At 74.0% G+C, this 14758-nt stretch carries 13 protein-coding genes and 1 pseudogene; 9 read left to right on the top strand and 5 right to left on the bottom strand.

Features of this window, described 5'->3' with window-relative positions; translation table 11 throughout:
- The 4 genes and pseudogenes from DVH02_RS25945 to DVH02_RS25930 form a co-directional block, all read left to right on the top strand.
- A pseudogene (locus tag DVH02_RS25945) lies at window positions 1-313 on the top strand (carbohydrate ABC transporter substrate-binding protein); the annotation flags it as partial.
- Window positions 314-315: 2 nt separating this feature from the next.
- A complete protein-coding gene (locus DVH02_RS25940) occupies window positions 316-1329 on the top strand; it encodes a carbohydrate ABC transporter permease (protein WP_114626279.1) in 1014 nt (337 codons plus the stop codon).
- Between the two features lie 9 nt (window positions 1330-1338).
- A complete protein-coding gene (locus DVH02_RS25935) occupies window positions 1339-2289 on the top strand; it encodes a carbohydrate ABC transporter permease (RefSeq protein WP_114626278.1) in 951 nt (316 codons plus the stop codon).
- Between the two features lie 62 nt (window positions 2290-2351).
- Window positions 2352-3761: a GH1 family beta-glucosidase gene (locus DVH02_RS25930; protein WP_114626277.1), complete on the top strand. Its 1410-nt coding sequence runs from the start codon at window positions 2352-2354 to the stop codon at window positions 3759-3761.
- A gap of 216 nt (window positions 3762-3977) precedes the next feature.
- Here DVH02_RS25930 and DVH02_RS25925 read toward each other — a convergent pair whose 3' ends face one another.
- The gene (locus DVH02_RS25925; RefSeq protein ID WP_114626276.1) at window positions 3978-5447 is read right to left on the bottom strand and encodes a sensor histidine kinase; all 1470 of its coding nucleotides are present in this window, start codon (window positions 5445-5447) and stop codon (window positions 3978-3980) included.
- Window positions 5444-6133, bottom strand: a complete 690-nt coding sequence (locus DVH02_RS25920; RefSeq protein WP_199566415.1) for a response regulator transcription factor — start codon at window positions 6131-6133, stop codon at window positions 5444-5446. The genes DVH02_RS25925 and DVH02_RS25920 overlap by 4 nt, the downstream gene beginning before the upstream one ends.
- A gap of 143 nt (window positions 6134-6276) precedes the next feature.
- On the opposite strand from DVH02_RS25920, the gene DVH02_RS25915 reads away from it, so the two are divergent.
- The gene (locus DVH02_RS25915) at window positions 6277-6867 is read left to right on the top strand and encodes a hypothetical protein (protein WP_407697679.1); all 591 of its coding nucleotides are present in this window, start codon (window positions 6277-6279) and stop codon (window positions 6865-6867) included.
- A 53-nt stretch (window positions 6868-6920) separates the two neighbouring features.
- Here DVH02_RS25915 and DVH02_RS25910 read toward each other — a convergent pair whose 3' ends face one another.
- Together DVH02_RS25910 and DVH02_RS25905 are read right to left on the bottom strand one after the other, a co-directional pair.
- Window positions 6921-7799, bottom strand: a complete 879-nt coding sequence (locus tag DVH02_RS25910; RefSeq protein ID WP_114626273.1) for a spermidine synthase — start codon at window positions 7797-7799, stop codon at window positions 6921-6923.
- A 46-nt stretch (window positions 7800-7845) separates the two neighbouring features.
- A complete protein-coding gene (locus tag DVH02_RS25905) occupies window positions 7846-8223 on the bottom strand; it encodes a hypothetical protein (RefSeq protein WP_114626272.1) in 378 nt (125 codons plus the stop codon).
- A 303-nt stretch (window positions 8224-8526) separates the two neighbouring features.
- On the opposite strand from DVH02_RS25905, the gene DVH02_RS25900 reads away from it, so the two are divergent.
- Window positions 8527-10002: a tetratricopeptide repeat protein gene (locus DVH02_RS25900; protein WP_114626271.1), complete on the top strand. Its 1476-nt coding sequence runs from the start codon at window positions 8527-8529 to the stop codon at window positions 10000-10002.
- 23 nt (window positions 10003-10025) lie between these two features.
- Here DVH02_RS25900 and DVH02_RS25895 read toward each other — a convergent pair whose 3' ends face one another.
- Window positions 10026-10622 carry a histidine phosphatase family protein gene (locus tag DVH02_RS25895; RefSeq protein ID WP_114626270.1) on the bottom strand — a complete coding sequence of 199 codons (597 nt, stop codon included), beginning with the start codon at window positions 10620-10622 and terminating at the stop codon, window positions 10026-10028.
- A gap of 218 nt (window positions 10623-10840) precedes the next feature.
- Here DVH02_RS25895 and DVH02_RS25890 point away from each other — a divergent pair, with 218 nt between their 5' ends.
- Genes DVH02_RS25890 through DVH02_RS25880 form a run of 3 tightly spaced genes read left to right on the top strand, consistent with a single transcriptional unit; the run spans window position 10841 to window position 14614 of the window.
- Window positions 10841-11884: a phosphatase PAP2 family protein gene (locus tag DVH02_RS25890; RefSeq protein ID WP_114626269.1), complete on the top strand. Its 1044-nt coding sequence runs from the start codon at window positions 10841-10843 to the stop codon at window positions 11882-11884.
- A complete protein-coding gene (locus DVH02_RS25885; protein ID WP_233518459.1) occupies window positions 11796-13034 on the top strand; it encodes a hypothetical protein in 1239 nt (412 codons plus the stop codon). Before DVH02_RS25890 ends, DVH02_RS25885 begins: the two co-directional genes overlap by 89 nt.
- The gene (locus DVH02_RS25880; RefSeq protein WP_114626268.1) at window positions 13025-14614 is read left to right on the top strand and encodes a hypothetical protein; all 1590 of its coding nucleotides are present in this window, start codon (window positions 13025-13027) and stop codon (window positions 14612-14614) included. Before DVH02_RS25885 ends, DVH02_RS25880 begins: the two co-directional genes overlap by 10 nt.
- Window positions 14615-14758: the final 144 nt, after the last annotated feature.

The raw sequence follows: 14758 nt of genomic DNA, 5'->3' as shown, positions 1-14758 counted from the left end.
CGCCTGGCTGACCGCGCCCGAACAGCAGGCGACCCTCTTCGAGAAGCGCGGCAGCTTCCCCAGCGCCGAAGCCGCGTACGCGCTGCCCGCCGTGTCAGGGGCCGAGCACCCGTACTTCGACAACGCGCCCATCGGTGAGATCTTCTCGCAGGCGGCCAAGGGCGTACCCGTCCAGATCCTCGGCCCGAAGGACGGCATCATCGCCCAGAACCTGGCCGATGTCGGCATGCTCCAGGTCGACCAGAAGGGCACCTCCCCCAAGGACGGCTGGAACAAGGCCGTGAAGGCGATCGACAACGCACTGGACCAGTGACGATGGCCAGTGACGCACCCGCCGTCGCGCCCTCGGGGAAGGAGGGCGCGGCCCCGGACGCGGACCGCGACCCGCGCCGTCAGGAGCGGCGCAGGGAGCGGCGCAGGGAGCGGCGCAGCCGCTGGTACCGCCGGGACGTGCGGTGGAGCCCGTACGCGCTGGTCGCACCGTTCTTCGTCTTCTTCCTCGCCTTCGGCCTCTTCCCGCTGATCTACACCGGCTGGGCCTCGCTCCACCGGGTGGAGCTGACCGCGCCCACCGACATGGAGTGGGTGGGGCTGCGGAACTTCTCCCGGCTGGTGAGCGACGAGTTCTTCTGGAACGCGCTGCGCAACACCCTGACCATCGGGGTGCTCTCCACCGTGCCGCAGCTCCTGATGGCGCTGGGCATCGCCCATCTGCTGAACTACCGGCTGCGCGGCTCGATGTTCTTCCGGGTCGCCGTGCTCACCCCGTACGCCACCTCGGTGGCCGCCGCGACGCTTGTCTTCGTTCTCCTGTTCGGCCGCGACTACGGGATGATCAACTGGGTGCTGGGGATGGCGGGGATCGATCCGGTCGACTGGCAGAACGGCGCGTGGACCTCGCAGCTCGCCGTCTCCACGATCGTCATCTGGCGGTGGACCGGGTACAACACGCTGATCTATCTGGCGGCGATGCAGTCGATCCCCGACGATCTGTACGAGTCGGCGGCGCTGGACGGGGCGACGCGCCGCCAGCAGTTCATCCATGTGACCGTGCCGTCGCTGCGGCCCACGATCCTGTTCACGGTCGTGGTCTCGACGATAGGGGCGACCCAGCTGTTCGGTGAGCCGCTGCTGTTCAACGGGGCGGCGGGCGCGACCGGCGGGGCCGATCACCAGTTCCAGACGCTCGGGCTCTACCTCTACGAGCAGGGCTGGGTGAATCTGCACCTCGGCCGGGCCTCGGCCATCGCCTGGACGATGTTCCTGATCCTGCTGGTCATCGGCGCGGTGAACTGGGCCGTCGCCCGCCGTCTGCGCACGAGTTCGTAGGGGAGAGACATGTCGACGACTTCGCGGACTCTCGACGAGAGCGGACTCGGCGGGGACCGGCCCGCGACCGACGGGCCCGCGCCCTCGCGGCCCCGGCCCGGGGAGCGGCGGCCGGGCCGGGGCGGCGAGGGCGCGGGCCGCCAGTGGCACGGCGGGCGCGTCACCTACGCGGTCCTGGCCCTCTTCACGGTGGGCTCGCTCTTCCCGCTGGTGTGGACGGCGGTCGCCGCGTCCCGCGACAACACGCGGCTGGCGCGGACTCCGCCCCCGTTCTGGTTCGGCGGCAATCTCCTCAAGAACCTGGAGATCGCCTGGACCGACGCCAACATGGGGACGGCGCTGCTCAACACGACGATCGTCGCCGGGTCCGTCGCCGCCGGTACGGTGCTCTTCTCCACGCTCGCCGGATTCGCCTTCGCCAAGCTGCGCTTCCGGTTCCAGAACCTGCTTCTGCTGCTGGTGATCGGCACCATGATGGTGCCGCCGCAGCTCAGCGTCGTACCGCTCTACATGCTTGTCGCCGAGTTGTCGTGGACCGATCAGCTCCAGTCGGTGATTCTGCCGACCCTGGTCAGCGCGTTCGGGGTGTTCTTCATGCGCCAGTACCTGGTCGGCGCGTTGCCCACCGAGCTGATCGAGGCGGCGCGCGTGGACGGCGCGAGCAGTTGGCGGGTCGTGTGGCACGTCGTCTTCCCCGCCGCGCGGCCCGCGATGGCCGTGCTGGGGATGCTCACCTTCGTGATGGCCTGGAACGACTTCTTCTGGCCCATCATCGCGCTGACCCAGAACGGCAGCCCCACCGTGCAGGTGGCGCTGACCGGGCTCGGCCGCGGCTACATCCCCGACCAGTCGGTGATCATGGCCGGCGCGCTGCTGGGCACGCTGCCGCTGCTGATCGCCTTCGTGCTGTTCGGCAAGCACATCGTCGGCGGGATCATGCAGGGCGCTGTCAAGGGCTGAGCCGAGGTCCCGGGCTCCCGCGCCCACCACCCCCCATCCCTACGGTCATTGGGAGCTGCATCATGTCCGAGAACTTTCCGCCGGGCTTCCTGTGGGGCACCGCCACAGCCGCCTACCAGATCGAGGGCGCGGCCCGGGAGGACGGCCGTACGCCGTCCATCTGGGACACGTTCAGCCATACGCCCGGCAAGACCGAACGGGGCGACACCGGCGACATAGCCGTCGACCACTACCACCGGCGGGCCGAGGACGTACGGATGATGGCCGGCCTCGGCGTCAACGCGTACCGCTTCTCGGTCTCCTGGCCGCGTGTGCAGCCCACCGGCCGCGGGCCCGCCGTCCAGCGCGGGCTGGACTTCTACCGCGCGCTCGTCGACGATCTGCTCGGCCACGGCATCGAGCCCGTCCTCACCCTCTACCACTGGGACCTGCCGCAGGAGCTGGAGGCGGCGGGCGGCTGGCCCGAGCGCGAGACGGCGTACCGCTTCGCGGAGTACGCGCACTGCGTCGGCGAGGCGCTGGGCGACCGGGTGACGCGCTGGACCACCCTCAACGAGCCCTGGTGCAGCGCCTTTCTGGGGTACGGATCCGGGGTGCACGCGCCGGGCCGCACCGACCCGGTGGCGGCCCTGCGCGCCGCCCACCACCTCAACCTCGGCCACGGTCTCGCGGCGCGGGCGCTGCGCGCGGTGCTGCCGTCGAGCGGGCAGGTGGCGGTGAGCCTCAACCCGGCCGCCGTACGGGCCCGTACGGGGTCGGCGGGCGACCTGAACGCGCGGCGCCGGATCGACGCGCTCGCCAACCGGATCTTCACGGGCCCGATGCTGGGCGGCGCGTACCCCAAGGATCTCTTCGCGGACACCGCGCGCCTGACCGACTGGTCCTTCGTGCGGGCCGGTGACGAGGCGCTGTGCCGACAGCCGCTGGACTGGCTGGGCGTCAACTACTACCAGCCCGCCGTGGTGTCGGAGGCCACCGACCCGGCCGCCGAGCGCCACGACGGCCACGGGGTGAGCGACCACTCGCCCTGGCCTGGCGCCGAGTCGGTGGCCTTCCACCGGGCGCCGGGCGAGCTGACCGGGATGGGCTGGTCGGTGGACCCGAGCGGGCTGTACGACCTGCTGACGCGCTACTCCCGGGAGGCGCCCGGCCTGCCGCTGATGATCACCGAGAACGGCGCGGCGTACGACGACAAGCCGGACGCCGACGGCGCGGTCCACGACCCGGACCGGATCCGCTATCTGCACGCGCATCTGTCGGCGGTACGGCGGGCGATCGCGGACGGGGCCGATGTGCGCGGCTACTTCCTCTGGTCGCTGATGGACAACTTCGAGTGGGCATACGGGTACGGCAAGCGCTTCGGCGCGGTCCACGTCGACTACGAGACGCAGCGCCGCACGCCGAAGTCCAGCGCGCTCTGGTACGGGAGGGTGGCGGCGACGGGCGAGCTGCCGGAGGTGCCGGTCGGCTGAGCCGACCGGGCGGGCGGGGTGCGCGGCCCGGCCGGGTGGGGGGTTGGTTTCCGGCCGGGACGCGCGGCCCGGGGACGCTTCGTCCTCGCTCCGCACGTTAGCGCGTCCCGGCCCGCCGGACGGCCCGATCCGGGCGGCGGGCGCGGTCCTTAGGGATCGTTTAAGGGGCACATGAGGGCGAGTTAGGGGGCGGGCGGCCCAGGCCGCCCCCTAAGGCTACGGAACCTCGGTCCGCGCGTCGGTACGCGGCTGCGTGTCCGCGCGGCCAGGGGCCGTGTCCGCGCGGCCAGGACCCGGCGTCCCGCGTCGGCGGCGGCGCGGCCGGTGGCCCCGGCGCGGCTGCGCCGGGGAGCGCCAGCCGTCGAGGCCGATCCAGACGCGTACTTCGGTGCCGCCGAGCACGGACCGTCCGATCCGTACGTCGCCGCCCGTCGACTCGGCGACCCTGCGGACGATGTCGAGGCCGAGGCCGGTGGAGCCGTCCCGGCCACCGCTGTTGCCCCGCACGAGGGCGGCCTTCGGGTCGGCGATGCCGGGGCCCGCGTCGGAGACGAGGACGATCACGGCGTCCTCCCCGTTGTGCACGTCGACCGAGAAGGCGGTGCCCTCCGGGGTGTGGCGGAAGACGTTGCCGAGCAACGCGTCCAGCGCGGCGGCGAGTTCGGTCCTCACCACCGGGATGCGTACGGGGGTGCCGACGCCCGCGAGCCGTACCGTACGTCCCTCGTCCTCGGCCAGCGCCGACCAGAAGTCCATGCGTTCGCGGACGACTTCGGAGACGTCGCAGCCGCCCGCGGGCCCGGCGGGGGCCGTCTGCGGTGTGGACTCGCGGGCGGTGCGGATGATCGTGTCGACCTCGCGCTCCAGCTGGGCGACGGCGGCCCTGGTCTGGTCGGCGGCCGGGCCCTCGCCCAGCGAGGCGGCGTTGAGGCGGAGCACGGTGAGCGGGGTGCGCAGCCGGTGCGAGAGGTCGGCGGCGAGTTCGCGCTCGTTGGCGAGGAGCCCGACGACCTGGTCGGCCATGGCGTTGAACGCGACGGCGGCGGAGCGCAGTTCGGCCGGGCCCTCCTCCGGGACCCGGACGCCGAGCTTGCCCTCGCCGAGGGCGTGCGCGGCGCCCGCGAGGCGGCGCGCCGGCTCGACCACCCGCACGCCGAGCCGGTCGGCGACCGCGACCGAGCCGACGACCAGCGCGAGGCCGACGCCCGCGAGGACCAGCCAGGCGGTGGTGACGCCGTTGGTGACCTCGTCGCGCGGCACGTAGACCTCGACGACCGCGATCCGGCCGGAGCCGAGGGCGGTGGGCTGCAGGAGCAGGGAGCCGCCGGGGGCGCCCGCCATGGCGGCGCGCGGGGTGCGCTGGACGGTGCGCAGATCCTTGGCGGCGGCCCGGCTGGTGCCGATCTCCAGGGCTTCGGCGGCCTGCTCGTCCCCGTCGGCGGTGGCCGGGACGTGCACCGCCATCCGGCCTTCGGCGCCCGCCTGGGTGGAGGCCATGGCGCGCTCCAGCGCGTTGCGGTCGGTGGTGATGGAGAGGGTCGGCCCGATGGCGGCTGCCTGGCGTTCGGCGTTGGAGAAGGCGCGGTCCCTGGCCATCTCCTCGATGACGAGCCCCAGGGGCACGGCGAAGGCGACCACGACCATCACGGTCACCGCGATGACCACCTTGACCAGGGCCCATCTCATACGGGCGGCTCCAGCTTCACCCCGACGCCCCGCAGGGTGTGCAGATAGCGCGGGCGGGCCGCCGTCTCCCCCAGTTTCCGGCGCAGCCAGGACAGATGGACGTCGATGGTCTGGTCGTCGCCGTACGACTGCTGCCACACCTCGGCGAGCAGCTCCTTGCGTGCCACGACCACCCCGGGGCGGCTGGCGAGGAAGGTCAGCAGGTCGAACTCCCGGCGGGTCAGGTCGAGTCGGGTGCCGTCCAGCTCGGCCTGGCGGCGCAGCGGATCGATGGCGAGCCCGCCGACCCGTACGACGCTCGACGGCGCGGCCTCCTCGCTGGTGGCGCGCGCCCGGCGCAGCACGGCGGCGATCCTGGCCGAGAGGTGTTCCACCGAGAACGGCTTGGTGAGGTAGTCGTCGGCGCCGTCGTTGAGGAGCCGGACGATCTCCGACTCGTCGTCGCGCGCGGTGGCGATGATCACAGGGACGTCGGTGATGCCCCGGAGCATCTTCAGCGCCTCGGCGCCGTCGAGATCGGGCAGGCCGAGATCGAGGATGACCACGTCGAAGCGGAGATGGGCCACTTCACGCAGCGCCTCCAGGGCCGTTCCGACGCTCCGTACGGTGTGACCGGCCTCGGTCAGGTGCCGGATGAGGGCGGAGCGTACGAACTGGTCGTCCTCGACGACGAGCACACTGGGCATGGGCGGCACCGTACGCCATCCGGCGGGCGCGGGATGTCCGCTCCGCGCACTCGGGCCCGGCTCGGGCCGTCGTACCGGCGGTAGTTGGCCTTCCTCCGGGACCCGTGCGACAGGTGGGGGATCTGTGGTGCACTATGGCCCCGATGCGCACAGGACTCATGCACGCGACGGCGTGGCTGCTCGCCACGGGCGCCGCCGTGACCCTGTCGTGGTGGGGCGTCCACACGGTCATGGCGGGCACGGCGTACGATCCGCCGCGCGCGCTGCCGCTGCCCGTCGACAGTTCGGCGGAGCCGGGACCGGCGCCCGTCGCCTCCTCGACCCGGCGGCCGGGCGGCGCTTCGGCGAGCCCGGCCGGGTCCGCGCCGTCGTCGCCCGCCGCCGCCCCGTCGCCCTCCGCCTCCGCTCCGGCCTCGGCGTCCGCGCCGCCGAACAGCGGCGGCGCCGACGCGCCGGGCGGGCCCGAGCAGACCCCGGAGGGGGGCGGCGACGCGGATGCCCAGGCGACGTCGGGCCGGGTGAAGAGCTACGCGGTCGACGGCGGCCGGGTCGTCCTCGACCTCGGTGAGTCCTCGGCGGAGCTGGTCTCGGCGACGCCGGAGGCGGACTGGCGGATGCAGGTGTGGACGGAGCCGTTCTGGATCCGGGTGACGTTCACGCGCGACGGGCGCGAGGTGTCGGTCTTCTGCACCTGGCACGACCATCCGCCGACGGTGGAGTTCGACGACCGCTGAAGCGACCACCGAAGCGACCGCTGAGACAACCGCTGAGACGACCGCCGTCGGGGTCACATCGTGAACGCTCCGGCCGGCGGAGGCGGCGACGCCTTCGCGCTCGCGTCCGTGACGGCGGGGGCGCCGCCGGTGAAGTCGGTGAGGGGGCGGCCGTGTTCGACCCGGCCGGGGTGCGGGTCGCCCGCGATCCTGCGGGTCAGCTCGGCGACGGGCAGCTCGGTGTCCGAGGCGACCAGTACGGCGTTGCCGAAGCGGCGCCCGCGCAGCACGGCCGGGTCGGCCGCGAGCGCCAGGTGCCCGAAGACCCCGGCGGCGGTGGCGATCTGGCCGCGCAGATGGGCGAGGGGCGGTCCGTCGGCGAGGTTGGCCGCGTACCAGCCGTCCGGGCGCAGCGCCCTGCGCACCTCGCGCAGGAATTCGGTGCTGGTCAGGTGGGCGGGCGTGCGGGCGTCGCCGAACACGTCGGCGACCACCAGGTCCGCCCATCCGTCGGGCACCTTGCCGAGCCCGGCGCGGGCGTCGGTGGAGCGGACCCGGATCCGCGCGTTCGGGTCGAGCGGCAGGCGTGCGCGTACGAACCGGACGAGGGCCGCGTCCAGTTCGACGATCTGCTGGGTGGAGCGGGGGCGGGTGGCGGCGACGTAGCGCGCGAGGGTGAAGGCGCCGCCGCCCAGGTGCACGACGTGCAGCGGACGGCCCGCCGGGGCGACCAGGTCGGCGACATGGCCGAATCTGCGCTGGTACTCGAAGGAGAGCCGCGCCGGGTCGGCCAGGTCGACGTGCGACTGGGGCGCGCCGTCGATCAGCAGCGTCCAGGCGCGGGGGTGCTCCCGGTCGGGTATCAGCTCGGCGACGCCGCCGTCGACAGTTTCGGCGACGGATTCGGCGACGGTTTCGGCCTCGCCGCGCCCACGGCGTCTGTTCTTTGCCACCCGCCCATTATCGGGCCCGCGGGCGGGCCGCCGCGCGCCGCGGTCGCTACGAGCACCGGTCGGCCGCCTCGATCAGCCGCGCCGCCTCCCCCAGCGCCTCCCGCAGCACCGCGGGATCGGTGACCGGGCCCGCCGTGTCGGGCGGCAGGAGCCAGTCGGAGCCGGTGACGGGCGGCTCCGCGGGGATCCGCAGGCCACGCCCGTTGGTCTGCGTACAGGCGCTGCCCGGCACGTCCCACTCCTCCGCGGTGCCGGGCGGCACGAGAAAGCCGAGGGTGTCGCAGGGCCCGTCGTGCAGCACGGGCCCCACCGCGGGGGTGGCGCCGCGACGCAGGATGTCGACCGCCTCCAGCCCCTGCCGGGCGGGCACCGTCACCAGATCGCAGGGCTCCCCGGTGTCCCCGGAACGCGCGCTGAACTCCATACCGACCTCCAACTCCAACAAGGGAACACCCTTCCTCGTCGAGTGCGGACGCACTGGGCGACTCCATACGGTTCAACGCGTTACGGCGTCAACAGCTACGGCGGCACGCCGCCGCAAAGGATGGCAGTTCATGGCGGATCGTGGGCGAGAAATCCGTTTTGTAGCAAAACTCTATGTATAAAGCCCGTCACAGACGGTACGTTCTTGATCCGCCGGAACAACCGGAGTTGGGCGGCGCGGAACCATGTCCTGCCAGGCACCGGGCCCGTGGCGTCCACGGCTGCACCAGGAGAGGGCTCGGCCATGGCGTCGTCTCGGGCAGTTCCCAACCACGCGTTCCGCCGGCTGCGCGCACAGCGCTCGCCGGGGGAGTTCGCGGCGGCCGTGCGCAGGGCCGCCCGTGAGATCGATGAGCAAGTGGCGTGCGACGCACGTTATATCGGTCGGGTGGAGGCCGGCGAGATCCGCTGTCCCAACTACGCGTACGAACGGGTATTCCTGCACATGTTCCCCGGGCTGACCCTGAAGGACCTGGGCTTCTCGCCGCGTGCGGAGGTACGGGGCAGAGCGGCGCGGGGCACCGGCCCCGCCCCGCCGCGTTCCGCGGGCCAGGACGGCACCGGCGGCACCGGCGCGGCCGACATGCCTGACGCGTCCGGGGCAACCGGCGGGACGCGCGGGACCGGCGGGACACGTGACACCAGTGACACGAGTGAGACCAGCGAGACCAGCGAGGAGAGCGACGTGCTGCGTCGCGCATTCATGACGAGCGGCTCCGCCACGGTGGTGGCCGCCTCCCTCGGTCTCGGCGGTACGCCCGCCGGGGCCGCGCCCGCGCCGCCGGGACCGCTCGGCATTCCCGCGCCGCGACGGGTCGGCGAGGCCGAGGTGAACGCCGTCGAGGACGCCGTACGCAGAATCAGACTGCTCGACGACCGGCACGGCGCGGACGGGCTCTACCGGCGCGCGGCCCAGCCGCTGCGCGCCGCGTACGCGCTGCTCGACGCGGGCGCGACCGCGCGGCAGTCGACCGCCGACCGGCTGCACTCGGGCGCGGGCGAGCTGTCGATCTCGGTGGGCTGGCTGGCGCACGACTCGGGCCGCCTGGACGACGCGCGCTCGTACTACGCGGAGGCGCTGGCGACCGCGCGGATCGCGGGCGACCAGGCGCTGGAGGCGCACGCGTTCTCCAACACGTCGTTCCTGGCGCGGGATTCGGGCCGCTGCCGGGAGGCCGTGCGCACCGCGCAGGCGGGGCGGCGCGCGGCGGCGTCACTGGGCTCGCACCGGCTGCTGTCGCTGCTCGCGCTGCGGGAGGCGGCCGGGTGGGCGGGGCTCGGTGACCGTACGGGGTGCGATCAGGCCCTCGCGCTGGCGCACGATCTCTTCGAACGCGGGCCGAGCGACGCCGATCCCGAGTGGATGTCCTTCTTCGGCGAGCCCGAGCTGGAGTCGCAGGAGGCGCTGTGCCACGAGGCGCTGGGCGACTGGGCGCGGGCGGCCCGGCACGCGTACCGGGCCACCGTCCTCCAGGAGCCGCACTTCACCCGGAACCTCGCCCTCTACCGCGCGGAGCTGGCCACCTATCTGGCGCGCGCCGGGGCGCCGGACGAGGCCGCGGCGGCGGGCCACCAGGTGCTCGATCTGCTGGACGAGGTCCAGTCGTCCCGTATCCAGACCAAACTCGCCTCCACCGCCCGGGTGCTGCTGCCCCAGCGGCGGCTGCCGGAGGTGGGCGCCTTCCTGGAGCGGCACACGTCGACGAACGTACGGGTGTGAGGCGCGCCCGCGGCGCGGCGGGCTCAGGGCGCCAGGTGCCCGGTGTCGTTCCAGACCTGGATCGCGGGCAGGCCGTAGGCCCAGTCGAGCACCGACAGCGAGGTCGGGTCGAGCCGGATGCGGGCCGCGAACGAGATGTCCTCGCCCAGCCAGCGCGCGCCGATCGCGCGCAGGATGTGGCCGTGCGCGAAGACCAGTACGTCACGGTCGGCCGAGCGCGCCCAGGCGACGACCTCGTCCGCGCGCGCGGAGACCGCCGCCAGCGTCTCACCGTCCGGGACACCGTCCCGCCAGATGAACCAGTCGGGACGGACCTCCTTGATCTGCGCGGGTGTCATGCCCTCGTAGCCGCCGTAGTCGAACTCCATGAGCGCGTCCCACGGCTCGGCGCGCTCGCCGAACCCGGCCAGTGCGCAGGTCTCGGCGGCGCGGGCCAGCGGGCTCGTACGGATCTCCACGCCCGGCAGCCCCGACCACGGCTCATGGTGCAGCCGCTCCCCCAGCAGTTTGGCGCCGCGCCGCCCCTCCTCAAGGAGGGGGATGTCGGTCCTGCCGGTGTGCTGTCCGGACAGCGACCAGGCCGTCTGGCCGTGCCGGGCGAGCAGGATACGCGGTGCCATGGTGGTACTCCCTGGGTTCACAACGGGTGCCGTTCCATCATCACGCACCTGAACCGGAGGCAACCGTCAGGGGCGTCCCGGCGTCCCACAGTGCGTCCGGGAGGCGCCGGGTCGAACACAACTTCGGGAGTACACCCGGCCGAGTGAGTCGACTTCAGGCACCGTACGGTTGAACGTCGGCCGACAGCAGCACGAAAATATGATGGAGATCGTCCCGGATGCCGCACAGCGCCAGCGCGACCAGCAGACCGCTGCCCCGCCCCCGGCCCCGCTGGTGGACGGAGCTGATCCTGCTCGTCGTCGTGTACGGCGCCTACTCGGGGGGCCGGCTGCTGGCCCGTGGCGACGTGACCACGGCGGTCGACCACGGACTGGCGATCCTCCGTGTCGAACAGGCCCTCTTCCTCAACGCGGAACACCCGCTCAACCGGCTGTTCACCAGCACCCCCGCGATCGGGATACCGGCCGACTTCGCCTACGCCTCGCTGCACTACCTGCTCACCCCGGCCGTGCTGATCTGGCTGTTCCGCCGCCGCCCGGCCCGCTACCGGGCGGCCCGCACCTGGCTGATGGCCTCCACTCTGCTCGGACTCGTCGGCTTCACCCTGCTGCCCACCTGCCCGCCCCGGCTGCTCGACGCCGGGCACGGCTTCGTGGACACGATGGCGCAGTACAGCGCGTACGGCTGGTGGGGTACCGAGGCGAGCGCGCCGCGCGGGCTGGGCGGGATGACCAATCAGTACGCGGCGATGCCGAGTCTGCACGTCGGCTGGGCCGTGTGGTGCGGGGTGCTGCTGTGGCGGCACGCGCGCACTCCGCTGACGCGGTGGCTGGGCGTGGCCTATCCGGTGCTGATCACCGTCGTGGTGATGGGGACCGCCAACCACTACTTCCTCGACGCGGTCGCCGGGGTCGTGGTGATGGCCGCCGGGGCGGCGCTGACCAGGCCCGCGATGCGGGCGGCCGACCGCGCCAGGAGCTGGGCGACGGGCCGGGGCGCGGCGGCGCCCGCACCGCACACGGCCCCGGCGGCACCCCCCGCCGCGACCGCGGCGGGGACGCCTTCCGCGACGCCTTCCGCGGCGTCTTCCGCGACCGCTGCGGCGTCCGAGGCCCCGTCCCCGCCACCGCGTTCCGCCCCGATTGTCAGCGGTGGATGCGAGACTTCGGCGGGTGAGCGATTCCCCGGGCAGCGCACCCGCACCAGCAGCACCGGCGTCGTCGACGCGGCCACCGACGACGCTGCGGCGCCGACTCGCTGAGCTGCGCGGTCCCGCGCTCCCGGCACGTCCGCTGGACGCCCGCGCGCTGGCGGCGCTCGCCGCCAACCCCGGCTGCCGACGGCGCGCCCTGCTGGACGGCGCCGGGGTCGACAAGGCGGCGCTCGCGACGGCGCTCGGCTCCCCCGCGCCGTTCGGCCAGTCCCAGTTCGCCTTCATGCGCGGGAACGCCTTCGAGGCCCGGGTCAAAGCCGACGGCGGTACGGAGCTGATGCGGCTCCTCGCCGACCGGCTCGGCGAGGGCGTCCCCGTGCCCGGACCCGACGAGGTGCTCGTCCCCGATCTGGCGGCGGCCGGTCCCGAGGGCCGGACGGCGCGCACGGCGCTGGCGCTGCGCGAGGCGACCGAGGCGGGGGCCTGGGCGCTGCTCGACCATCCGCTGCTCGCGCTGGAGGTCGCCGGGTCGCCCGCCTATCTGGAGCCGGACGCGGTGGTGGTGCGGCCCGACGGCCGGTGGACGGTCGTGGAGATCAAGTCCTTCCCGATGATCGACGGTTCGGCCGACGCGGCGAAGGTCGGCGCGGCGGCGCGGCAGGCCGCGGTGTACGTGCTGGCGCTGGAGCGGGTCGCCGAGCTGACCCGGGGCGCGGAGGTCGGCCACCGCGTCCTGCTGGTCTGCCCGAAGGACTTCTCGAACCTGCCGACGGCCTCCGTCGTCGACGTACGCAAACAGCTCTCGGTGACGCGCCGCCAGCTGACCCGGCTGGCCCGGATCGAGGACATCGCCGACTCGCTGCCCGAGGGCACCACGTTCGACATCGGCCGTCGCACCGGCGAGGAGCTGGCGGGCGCCGTCGAGTCGGTGAGCGCCGCCTACGCCCCGGAGTGCCTGGCCGCCTGCGAGCTGGCCTTCCACTGCCGCTCCCGGGCCCGCGCGGCGGACGCGGTGGAGGCGCTGGGCCGGAGCGTACGGGGTGAGCTGGGCGCCCTGACCACCGTGCCCGAGGTGCTGGCGGCGGCGCACGGCGAGGCGGGCGACCCGGCCGACCCGACCGTCGCGGCGCTGCGCAGAGCGGCGGCGCTGCGGGCGCAGGCGCTGGCGTTCGCGGGGCGGGCCGAGGGGGCGCTCACGGGGAGACTCGCGGGGAAGTCCGCGGGGCCGGTGGACGGGAAGGCGGACGGATGTCACTGATCAGTACGCTCGCGCGGCTCGAAGCCGTACAGAGCGGGCAGGCCCAGCCGCTGGCGACCGTCCGGCACCGCCGGGTCGCCGACCGGCCGCTCGTCCTCGTCCCGCTCACCACGTCGGGCGAGGCCGGTGCGCCGCTCGGCGCGCTGGTCGGCACGGACCGGGACGCGCCCCGGCTGCTGACGGTCGCGCAGCCGCGCGACCGCGATCTGCGGTTCGCGTTCCTCGCGGAGCTGGCCGAGGCGGTCCTGCCGTATCTGGACGCGTACGCCGAGGTGATCGAGCCCGCCGAGCGCAGCGAGAGCGACCCGGAGACCGGCAAACGCGTCAAGGTCGAGGCCGAGCTGTGCGTGGACGCGCCGCAGTTGATCGTGCCGAGCCGCCCCGGCCTCGACTTCGTACGGCTGCTGGGCCGGTCCATGCGGTTCCGGCGCACCGCCGAGGACGACCCGGACACGCCGTATCCCGCTCCGCCCCGGGTGCCGCTGCTCGGCCGCTGGCTGACGCACTACGGCGAGCGGGCCCGGGTGCCCGGCTCCTCGCTGCTGCTCGCGGCGACCGATCTGCTGAACCGGCACTGGGCGACGGGCCAGTCCAGTCTGGAGGACCAGCATCTGGGCGCGCTCCTGGCCTGGCTCGCACCGCCGGAGGGACTCAGCGGCGGGGAGGCGGCGCTGCGCGCGGAGCTGGACCGGGACCGGGAGGGACAGCTGCGGTGCCCGCCCGCGGGACCGGCGACGGATCCCGCCTTCGACAACCGGCTGCTGGCCCCGGCCGTCGAGTCCTACGACCGGGCGCGCCAGGCGCTGGCGGCGGCCGAGGACGGGCCGGGCGCGGAGGAGCAGCTCGCCCTGCTGACGGCGGCCGAGCGGCGGATCCGCGAGCTGCTGGCCGGGGTCATGCTGCCGACCTGGGACGCCGTGTGGGACGGTCTCGACCTGCTGCGCGCGCTGCCGGAGGGGCCCAGGGTCGCCGACCGCTGGACCCGCGACCGCTGGTCGTTCACCGGCCACCGCGACCGGGTACGCGCAGGGGAGCCGCCGCAGCCCCGCCGGGACGACGCGGTGACGGCGGCCCAGAAGCTGGCCTCCCGGGAGAGCGCGCAGGCCCGGCTGGAGGCGCAGGAGGCCCTGGACGACCCGCTGGTGCTGGCCGGGCGCCGGCTCTCGGGCGAGGCGTTCCTCGCCGAGGTCACGGAGGTGGTCATGGCCTACAGCGAGAGCAAGCGCCCCAGCCCGCGCCCGCTGCTCACGGTCCGCACGGACGACCGCCCGCACCTGGGCGAGCGCACGAAGGTGTACCGCTCGCTGGACGGCAAGCCGCAGACGGCCGAGTTCGTGCGCGCCGTGGACGAGGCGGACGGCACGCTGCTCCTGCGGCTGACCGACCGCATGGGCCGCACGAGGGAACCGGCGCCCGGCTCGGTCCCGGAGAAGGGCGACCTGATCGCCTGGACGCTCTTCGAGCACGACCAGCGGGGCGGTCCGAAACTGCCGGACCCGGAGGAGACGCCGTGGACGCACGGGGGGCCGCCCCGGGAGTCGGCGGCGCCGGACGCGATGACGGACGAGGACATCCTGTAGTCCGCGCGCGCTCAGCACCCGCCCGAGAACCCACCGGATCGCCGCCCCGCCGGACCACCACGCACCCGACCGCCACGCACCGGACCGCCACCCGCCCGACAGCCGCCCGCCGCACCCGGAGCCCCGATGTCCCCGCGCCCAGCC

This window comes from Streptomyces corynorhini (assembly GCF_003346515.1).
Taxonomy (GTDB): Bacteria; Actinomycetota; Actinomycetes; order Streptomycetales; family Streptomycetaceae; genus Streptomyces; species Streptomyces corynorhini.
The sequence above is the reverse complement of the archived record's forward strand: the minus strand, read 5'-3'. Positions and strand labels throughout refer to the sequence as shown.